Source organism: Streptomyces sp. NPDC059679 (assembly GCF_042734105.1).
GTDB lineage: Bacteria > Actinomycetota > Actinomycetes > Streptomycetales > Streptomycetaceae > Streptomyces.
Genome location: NZ_JBHWES010000156.1, coordinates 1 through 5,338, shown reverse-complemented (window position 1 = coordinate 5,338; position 5,338 = coordinate 1). Strand labels below are relative to the sequence as shown.

Here is a 5,338-nt window from a genome sequence, read left to right as displayed (position 1 = left end):
GCTGGGGACCGGGTTGCGGGTTGGCTTGCTGACCGGCCTGGGGGTCGGCCTGTGGGCCGGCGCCGCGGGCATGGCGATGGGCCCCCGAACCCTGGCCGTCGGTTTGGGCGTTCGCGCTCGCGACCGCCGGCTGCTGCTCCTCGTCGGGGTGGCGGCGGGCGCGCCGGCGCCCGGTCGGCTGCGGTTCCCCGGCCGCGGTCGGCTGCCCCGGGGTGGTGTTGTCGCCGTCGGGCGCGGGCGCCGCGGGCCCCGCGGGCGCGGAACCGGCGTGCGCGCCGCGGTGACCGGCGCCCTGGGTGCTCGGCGTACGCGGGTCGGCGCCGCGCGCGGGGGGCTGTCCGTCCGCACCCCCGTTGGCACCGCTTCCGTCGGTTCCCGCGCCGTTCGTACCGGCGCCGTTCGTGCCGGCGCCGTTGGTTCCGCCTGCGGCCGCGCCGGTCGCGCCGGCCGGGCCGCGCCGTGCGCGCCGTCCGGTCGGTCCGGTCGGCGTCTGGCCGGTGCCCGTGCCGTTCGTCCCGCCCTGGCCGGCCGCGGAGCCTGCACCGGAGCCCGCGCCAGTCTTCCCGGCGCCGGTGCCTCGGCCGGCGGTACGCCCCGACGCCCCTGCGGCGCTCTCGGCCTGGTCCGTCTGGTCCGCCTGGGCGGCGGCGGCCGCGGAGATCGGCACTTCGAGGACGTAGGCGTGCCCGCCCATGCCCGGCATCTCATGCGTCTGCAGCACGCCCCCGTGCCGCCGTACGATCCCGCGGACGATCGGCTCGTGTACGGGATCGCCGCCCGCGTACGGCCCGCGCACCTCGATCCGTACGACATCGCCGCGCTGCGCCGCCGCGACCACGATGGTCGAGTCGCCCGTCGCGCCGCCCGGGCCCCCGGCCGCCTTGCCGGTGGAGTCGACCCCCGCCACGTCCGCGATCAGGTGCGCCAGCGCCTGCGCCAGCCGCTCCGCGTCCACCTCGGCCTCGATCGGCGGCGCGTGCACGGCGAACTGCGCCCGCCCGGGGCCGATCAGCTCGACCGCGCCCTCGACGCCGTCCGCGACGACCTCGTCCATCGAGACCGCGTGCCGGGTGAACTCCTCGTCGCCCGAGTCGAGGTGCTGGTAGCTCAGGACGTTGTCCACCAGCGTGGTCATCCGGGTGTACCCGGCGGCGAGGTGGTGCAGGATCTGGTTGGCCTCGGGCCACAGCTGCCCGGCCGGGTCGTCGGCGAGCACGCCGAGCTCGCCGCGCAGCTCCACCAACGGGCCGCGCAGCGACTGGTCGAGGACGGCGAGCAGCTGGGCGTTGCGAGCGGCCAGCGCGTCGTACCGCTCGGTGTGCGCTTCCCGCTCCTTGGCGAGCTGCGCGGTGAGTTCCTTCCGCTCCTTGGCGAGCTGCGCCGTGAGCTTCTTCTGCTCCTCCGCGTGGCGCGCGGTGAGCTTTTCCAGCTCCTTCGCGTGCTTGGCCGTGAGGTTTTCGACCTCTTCCGCGTGGGTCGCCACGAGGGTTTCCTCGGTCCGCCGGTCGGTGAAGGTCATCACCGCGCCGACCAGCTGCTCCCCGTCCCGCACGGGCGCGGTCGTCAGGTCGACCGGTACGGGGCTGCCGTCCTTCGCCCACAGCACCTGGCCGCGCACCCGGTATTTACGGCCGGAGCGCAGGGTCTCGGTGAGCGGGGACTCCTCGTACGGCAGAGGGGAACCGTCCGGGCGCGAGTGGTGTACAAGAGGATGAAGCTCCTGACCGCCCAGGTCACTGGCCCGGTATCCGAGGATCTGCGCCGCGGACGGGTTGACGAGGACCACCTTGCCCTCGGTGTCCACGCCGACCACGCCCTCCGCCGCCGCGCGCAGGATCATCTCGGTCTGGCGCTGCTGGCGGGCGAGCTCGGCCTCCGTGTCGAGCGTCCCGGTCAGGTCGCGCACGACGATCATCAGCAGTTCGTCGCCGGTGTAGCTGTACTGGTCGGCGTAAGGGGTCCTGCCGTCCTCCAGGTTGGCGCTGGTGACCTCGACGGGGAACTGCATGCCGTCGGTGCGCCGCGCGATCATCCGCGTCGGCTTGGTGTGACCGCCCTCGTCCTCGTCGCCGGGGCGGCGCATCGAGCCCGGAATGCGATTGGAGTCGAAGGAGGGGAGAAGATCCAGCAGACCACGGCCGACCAGCGCTGTTCCCGGCACCTCAAAGGTCTCGAGCGCGATGTGGTTGGCGTTGACGACCGTGCCATTGCAGTTGACCAGCAGCAGTGCGTCGGGAAGGGCGTCGAGTATGGCTGCGAGGCGAGCAGCGCCTCGGGATGGCCTGCTGCTCACGACGACGCTTCCTCCCTGATGTACCGCACCTTGCCCCGACACTCGCGGTCGTTGTGCCGCCCCGTCCGTGGAGTGTCCTCAGGGGAGTCTACGGGCAGCGGGGGCGGACGCGGCGGTAGATGAGAGGGAGGTCGCAGCACGACGTACGCGTCTCGGCGCACGCCCGGACAAACCTCCTTGGTCTGCTCTCCGGCCGTTCTGTCCCAGGCCTGGTCAATCTCCAGGTCAGCTCCCAGGAAGACGCAAAACAACGGAAAATCTGTCCCATCGGGCGATCTCGCAGCCGTTGACCCGCGAGAACTCCGCGTCCACCGGCCGCCCCGCCCAACGACCGCGCAGCTGCGCGGTGGCCGGCCCCCCGTACTGCCCCGTGCACATCGCCCCGGGCGGCACGGGCGCGAACGGATCCCTCCCCCACACCGTCGCCGAGTCCAGCTGATCGCACGCCCCGTGCGCGGCCGGGTGTGTCCCGCCCGTGGGATGACACGCCAGCGTGTACGTGACAGAGCCCGCGGCACCACCGCCCCGCGACACGGTCACGATCAGGTGATCGGTGCCCTCCTCGTCATACGGCATCGGCAGCGGCACGGGCGCGGCCGCCCAAGCGGTGGCGCTCATCGCGGTGGCGGAGGCGGCCGCCGTGACGACGGCGACGGCAAGGCGGTGCAGCAGGGGCATGGGCGCGCTCCAGGTGTGATCACAGCGGGGCGCACTGCCCCTGCCCCTCTAACGCGCCGCCGTCGTGCGCGTTGCGCCGCCATAAGGGCTTTGCGATGCGCCCCGCCAGCCGAGTACCGTAGGCGGCGATTGGTGACATCCCCCTGGGCTGTGACATCATCTGCACACACCGCATCTCGCTCGCGCGAATATGCTCGGTGTGCATGGAGGCTTCGCCTAGTCTGGTCTATGGCGCCGCACTGCTAATGCGGTTTGGGGTAACCCCCCATCCCGGGTTCAAATCCCGGAGCCTCCGCACTCACCGGAGCCCCGGCCCCACGGCCGGGGCTCCGCTGCGTTTCCCCACTCTCGCGTGAACCCCTACCCGCCCAGCTACGCCGTTCGTGGCCTTCCCGGGCCCTGGCGCGGTGATCATCCGACGGCCGCATCCCATGAGTGCCACGCCTCCTTTTGCCGTACGCGCGGAGGTTCCCCCGCCGATCTTCCGGATGGCCGCCAAAAGAGAGTTTTCCCAGCTCAGAGGGGGTAAGGGAAACGGATTTCGTCTGACGCCGCAGGTCATGTAATGTTGTCCCCGCAACGCCGACCGGCAAGAAAGATCGCCGGGAAGCCAAGCGCTCGTAGCTTAACGGATAGAGCACTTGACTACGGATCAAGAGGTTGCAGGTTCGAATCCTGCCGAGCGCGCCCCAGATCAGAGGCCCCTTTCGATTATCGAAAGGGGCCTCTGGCGTATGCGTTGACAGCAACGGTGACAGCAACCGCCGCGCGGCACTGATCAGACGATCGCGAGGACTCCGCCCAAGCCGTCACCGTCATCGCCGTCGTTGCTGTCACGGAGGACGGCTCCCACGCGATCGAAGGCGGACCGCTGCGAGTCGATCCGGACGAACGTGTAGATGTCCATGGTCACGCGAATGGAACTGTGACCCAGGACTTCCATGATCATCCGAGCATCGGCCCCCTGCTCATGGAGCAGGGACGCGCAGGTATGGCGGAGGTCGTGAAAGCGGACGCGGCGGATCTTGGCTCTGTCACACATCAGGCTGAAAGCGCGGTTCAGGTTGCGCGGCTCGATCGGCGTTCCGTACCGGGTGGTGAAGACGAGATCATTCGCATCGCCCTTCCACTCCTCGGCCGCGATCTTGTCCGCCCGTTGCTGTGCCTTCCGGGCCCGGAGCGCGGTGATGCACTCGTCGGGGAGGGCGACCCGCCGGGCGGATCGCTCCGTCTTGGGGGAGGAGATCACCAGCTTCCCGCCGACACGCTGAAGCGTCTGCCGGACGGTGAGAACGCCGTCATGCAGGTCGATGTCTTGCCAGCGAAGCCCCAGCACTTCCCCACGCCGCAGCCCGATCCGTACGGCCAGCTCGTAGACGGCCCACAGCCGGTCGCCCCGCGCGGCGGCCAGGAACTGACGTCCCTCCCGAGCTGTCAGCGGCTCTATCTCGCGCTTCGTGCCCATACCCAGCTCGACGTTCCGGGCCACGTTGCGCGGCAACTCGTCCTCGCGTACGGCGTGCTGGAGAGCGGCCCGCAGGATCACCAAGAGGAAGCGCACGGTCCGATCGGACGGGTATCCCTCGCAGCACTCGCCGAGCGCGCAGCACCGGCGCTTGCGCTCCGGCCGGGCTTTGTCCTTGCCCTGTGCACAGCACTGGCAAGTACGCGCGGTCGTGACGAGGAACGAGCGGATATCGCGTGCGGTGAGCCGCGTCAGCTTCTTCTTGCCGAGCCCCGGTATGAGGTAGTTCCGCACCAGCGACTCGTATGCGGCGTACGTGGTGGGCCGGACCTTGAGGCGTGCCACGTGCGTCAACCAGTAGGTCATGAACTCGCCTACGGTGAGCTTGGACGTGGCGGCGGGAAGCCCGCTCTGTGAGTCGGCCTTGAGCCGGGTCAGCTTGTCGTGGACGTCGTCCCAGGACTTGCCGTAGACGTACTGCCGCTTGTACGTCCCGTCAGCGGTGAGCACATAGGCCGACCCCGCCCAACGGCCGTCCTGCCGCTGCCAGATCGAGCCCTCACCATTCGCGTTCTTCTTGCCCATCAGGCGGCCTCTCGTTCGGTCTGTCGGGTGATGTAGTCGTGCAGGGCGGTTTCGGTGATGCGGCGGCAGCGGCCGATGGCCAGGGAGGCCAGTTCGCGCGAGCGGATGAGGTTGTAGACCGTCCAGCGGCTGACCTGGAGTCGAGCGGCGACCTGGTCCACGTTGAGCAGGGCCGTCACAGCCAGGGGGCTCCTTCCGTCTTGAGTCGTTGGGCTTGGGCGCGGTCGTGGCGTACTTGGGCGGCAATGAGTTCTTCGCCGGGGCTGTAGCCGGAGGCGAGGTATTGCCAGTGGGAGAGGACGAGGGTGGTTTCCTCG

Annotated in this window: 4 protein-coding genes and 2 tRNA genes; 2 read left to right on the top strand and 4 right to left on the bottom strand. The window is 70.1% G+C overall.

Annotated features, from left to right (window positions below; all coding sequences use genetic code 11):
* Nucleotides 1–2,293, bottom strand: a 2,293-nt coding sequence (locus ACFV2X_RS55210) for a PAS domain-containing protein (protein WP_385631815.1), incomplete at its 3' end; no start/stop codon positions are given.
* A gap of 225 nt (nt 2,294–2,518) precedes the next feature.
* Nucleotides 2,519–2,971 carry an SSI family serine proteinase inhibitor gene (locus ACFV2X_RS55205; RefSeq protein WP_385631813.1) on the bottom strand — a complete coding sequence of 151 codons (453 nt, stop codon included), beginning with the start codon at nt 2,969–2,971 and terminating at the stop codon, nt 2,519–2,521.
* A gap of 205 nt (nt 2,972–3,176) precedes the next feature.
* Between ACFV2X_RS55205 and ACFV2X_RS55200 the strand changes: the two genes are divergently transcribed.
* Together ACFV2X_RS55200 and ACFV2X_RS55195 are read left to right on the top strand one after the other, a co-directional pair.
* A tRNA-Ser gene (locus tag ACFV2X_RS55200) sits at nt 3,177–3,266 on the top strand.
* A gap of 319 nt (nt 3,267–3,585) precedes the next feature.
* A tRNA-Arg gene (locus ACFV2X_RS55195) sits at nt 3,586–3,658 on the top strand.
* Nucleotides 3,659–3,749: 91 nt separating this feature from the next.
* Here the strand turns inward: ACFV2X_RS55195 and xerC are convergent.
* Nucleotides 3,750–5,021: a tyrosine recombinase XerC gene (gene xerC / locus ACFV2X_RS55190; RefSeq protein ID WP_385631810.1), complete on the bottom strand. Its 1,272-nt coding sequence runs from the start codon at nt 5,019–5,021 to the stop codon at nt 3,750–3,752.
* Entirely contained in the window at nt 5,021–5,200 is a 180-nt protein-coding gene (locus ACFV2X_RS55185) for a helix-turn-helix domain-containing protein (protein WP_385631807.1), read from the bottom strand. Before ACFV2X_RS55185 ends, xerC begins: the two co-directional genes overlap by 1 nt.
* Nucleotides 5,201–5,338 lie beyond the last annotated feature (138 nt).